We start from the raw sequence: 3,263 nt of genomic DNA, 5'->3' as shown, positions 1-3,263 counted from the left end.
CCAGTAGCCGATCCTTTCAGTCAGCTCATCCCAGTCCTTCAGGTATTTGAAAACGCTCTCCCTGCATTTGGCATTGAAATTGGCAACCCCGTATTTCTCCACGTCTGCTTTGGATTTTAACCCAAGCTCCTTCTCAACCTCGATCTCCACTGGAAGTCCATGCGTATCCCAGCCAGCCTTTCGGTCAACTCTGAATCCTCGCATGGTCTTGTATCTGCAAATTAAGTCCTTGATAGTCCTGGAGATAACATGATGAACCCCTGGCTTACCATTAGCTGTAGGAGGACCTTCATAGAAAACAAATTTTGGAGCATCCAGCCTTTTCTGGATACTCTTTTCAAAGATTTTGTTCTCCTTCCAGAAGGACAAAATCCTTTTCTCCATATCTGGATAGTTGAAATCTTCTTTTATCTCTTTAAAAGTCACTTTGTATCACCTCAAGTTTATTATATACGCAATTTTCATTAACCCAAGTTGCATAAGGGAAACTTATTACAGGGTAACGGTATCGGGCTTTGCGAAGCCGCAAAGCTCGTGTTAGTCGCTGTTTCGGCTTCCTTTGTATCATCCCTTCAATAAAATACTAATGGCCAACCCGAACAGCCCTATGGACATTGTAATCATGATTCCGATGAACCATTTGGTGAAGTCATTCATTCTTACCATCTCTTCCCTTAGTCGTTTATTGTCTTCTTTGAGTGAATCGATGTCCTTTTTAATAAGTGGAATCGTTACGCTGGCTTCTGGATCATCGAATAGTAATTTCTTAAACCCCTTCATTTCCGACTCTAATTGATCTAACCTCGCTGCAAGGGAACCAACTTCAAGATTGCCTTTTGGGAGCATCTCAACTGTCTCAATACTTCTGAACAAGGATTCAACATTACTCTTAAGCAATTCAATCTCTGTTCGTGTCCTCTCTATCTTCACTTTACGTCGTTCTAACATTCGGCGTGTGGAATAGTAGTAAGCAATGACTGAAACCACAACACCTAAAAAGCCAGCGATTAGGCCGATTATTTCAGGTAGACTCTTTAGAACATCCATCTTTATTAACCTCTCATTTGTTGTTTGCCGAAATTGCGACTAACGGTTCCAGCATATACGACGTTGTGACCGAAGGGAGCAATGTCCCGAAGGGCAAGGGCGTTAGCCTGTAGCGTATATGCTGTGTTATCTGCGGTGCCCTGCCCTTTCTTAACCGTAATTAAGACAAAATCCAAATCCGACACCATTTATCTCTCCATTTATTGTTCAATTTAAGCATAACCAATTTTTTTCACATAATATGGATTGAGGACCCTGTCTATTTTGGATCTGAAAAAGATTTCTGAAGGGACAATGATACTAGCCCATAGGTCAATAGCCTCTCTCAATGACATTATCTTTCTTATGTCATGCATGAATTGGAATAATTGTGAATTCTTTTCGAGTGCATATTGTGGATACTTCTTATTAAATAGTTGTCTTATTTTGGTCATCTCTTCCAAATTATCAAAATAGCTACTTGGTGCGCAACATCTAGAGACAACTCCAGCTTCATCTTCATACTCAAGTACAACTACCTCTCCTTCATATGGTGAAGTCAGCCTTGGATTGGTATAAAGGTTCAAATTATGAGCTCTGCAATTAAAAACGAGCGAAAAACTAGTCTGAATAGACTTAGCAACTTCTAGTTCTAAAAATGGCAGAAAAGTTGAAATCATTAATATCTCTTGTATATTTTTCGTAAGAACGTGAATAAAATAAAGCTTTGCGCATTCAGGAAAAGTTGATTTCTCAATTATTGGTAGCTTCTTGAACTCTTCATATTCAGCGTTGGATGAAAAAACAATTTTGTCTACATTTTCAAATTGTTGCATAATACTATTACTTGCAATAGGTTTAACCATAGGGAGATCCACCTTATTCACCACTCGCCTTCTAAACTCTCGGATTACTAAGATATATGGTTTTAATAAATCTTCTGTAGTTGATATTGCTGGCAGAGTACTCTCGAAATGAATGCCGATTGTCTCATTATTATCGACTCTTGGATAATCTATGTATCTAAGTTGACTAACAGTTGACCATTTCTCAAGTTCATCCGCCTCCCATAGTGTGGACGAGAGTAACTCCTCAACGTCTTTTCCTACGGGGTCTCTCTCAATATGAAGTACAGTAAACGAATCTAAATCTATAAGTGACTCTATAGGTCTACTTCTAAGACGAATATCTTCATATCTCATTATTTCTCTTTCAAGGTCATTTGGCTCTGGATATATAAATCCCTGATTGATTTCGGGGAAAAAGGTTGTAATATTGACACCCTTGATTTGTTTAAATAGTACTTTTTCTAGAAACAAATCTATATAACCCATATTATCAATTTGTCTCATAAAATCATGATAGTCACGCAAAAATATTCCTTGCTGATTTTCAAGTCTCCAGAGCCCTTTAATTTCTAAAGTGAGCAATCCTGGGATTTTGTAAGATTGGCATAGACGACGGAACATATCGAGATCTATGATAAGAATTACTCCAGGTTTCCCTACCTCAATGTTACCTGTACTCGCAAAGAAGGCGGCAATTTTCGGGTCTTTTGTAAAGTCTAACAGATCTGTAGGATACCCATAATGCTGAGCAATAGCGATCAATTTATCCTGTGGCTGATGGTATGGTTTTAGATATGGGTTATTTAGCATCCATTGGCAGAATTTAAGTGTCTCTTGCCATTTTATCTCTCTCTCATCTTCTGGAACTCTAAACAAAGTGGATCGCAGTGGCCAGTCCTCTCTTTGCCCTCTAAAAACATATTTGCTTCCCGAATAATTATCGATGCAATAGCCTATAGCATCTTTTATATTGTCATACCATCTATTTTGTTTCGTCATTCAGGAATTCTTCCTTAATTTTAGGGCACGGCATTGCGGATATTATCCCATTTTAGGGGTATACGCAGTTTTCATTCACCTAAATGACATACTGGATATTGGCCACAGGCTGAACATTCCATCTGCAAAGTCGTATGGGTAATCCCAAACTTCTCCTGTAAAACTGCATTCGCATCTTTTAAGATCTGGTCACTTTTGCTGACCATCTGGTCCTCTATAACCAGGTGCCCGGATAACGCATAAATCCCCGAAGTAATAGTCCAGAGATGAAAATCGTGCAATTCTTTTACGCCTGGAATCTTTTTCAACTCCTCCACGATGGCATCCATACTCAAATGCTTGGGAACTGCCTCTAAGAGTATGTTGCTTGACTCTGTTACCAATCCCACT

General features: G+C 39.0%; 4 protein-coding genes. All 4 read right to left on the bottom strand.

Annotated elements, in window-relative coordinates; all coding sequences use genetic code 11:
• Positions 1–384, bottom strand: a 384-nt coding sequence (locus tag MUP17_08570) for a class I tRNA ligase family protein (GenBank protein MCJ7459030.1), incomplete at its 3' end; no start/stop codon positions are given.
• A 180-nt stretch (positions 385–564) separates the two neighbouring features.
• Complete coding sequence (locus MUP17_08565; protein MCJ7459029.1) at positions 565–1,047, bottom strand: hypothetical protein; 483 nt, start codon at positions 1,045–1,047, stop codon at positions 565–567.
• Positions 1,048–1,259: 212 nt separating this feature from the next.
• The gene (locus tag MUP17_08560) at positions 1,260–2,873 is read right to left on the bottom strand and encodes an FRG domain-containing protein (GenBank protein MCJ7459028.1); all 1,614 of its coding nucleotides are present in this window, start codon (positions 2,871–2,873) and stop codon (positions 1,260–1,262) included.
• A gap of 71 nt (positions 2,874–2,944) precedes the next feature.
• On the bottom strand, positions 2,945–3,263 hold a 319-nt coding region (locus MUP17_08555), incomplete at its 5' end, for a cation transporter (GenBank protein ID MCJ7459027.1).

The organism is Candidatus Zixiibacteriota bacterium (assembly GCA_022865345.1).
In the GTDB taxonomy this organism is placed as follows: Bacteria; Zixibacteria; MSB-5A5; order MSB-5A5; family RBG-16-43-9; genus RBG-16-43-9.
This window is presented reverse-complemented; position numbering and strand designations above follow the sequence as displayed.

Excerpts from the sequence above, each read along its gene's own strand:
- MUP17_08565 (MCJ7459029.1), bottom strand. The coding sequence starts at position 1,047 with ATGGATGTTCTAAAGAGTCTACCTGAAATAATCGGCCTAATCGCTGGC.
- MUP17_08560 (MCJ7459028.1), bottom strand. The coding sequence starts at position 2,873 with ATGACGAAACAAAATAGATGGTATGACAATATAAAAGATGCTATAGGC.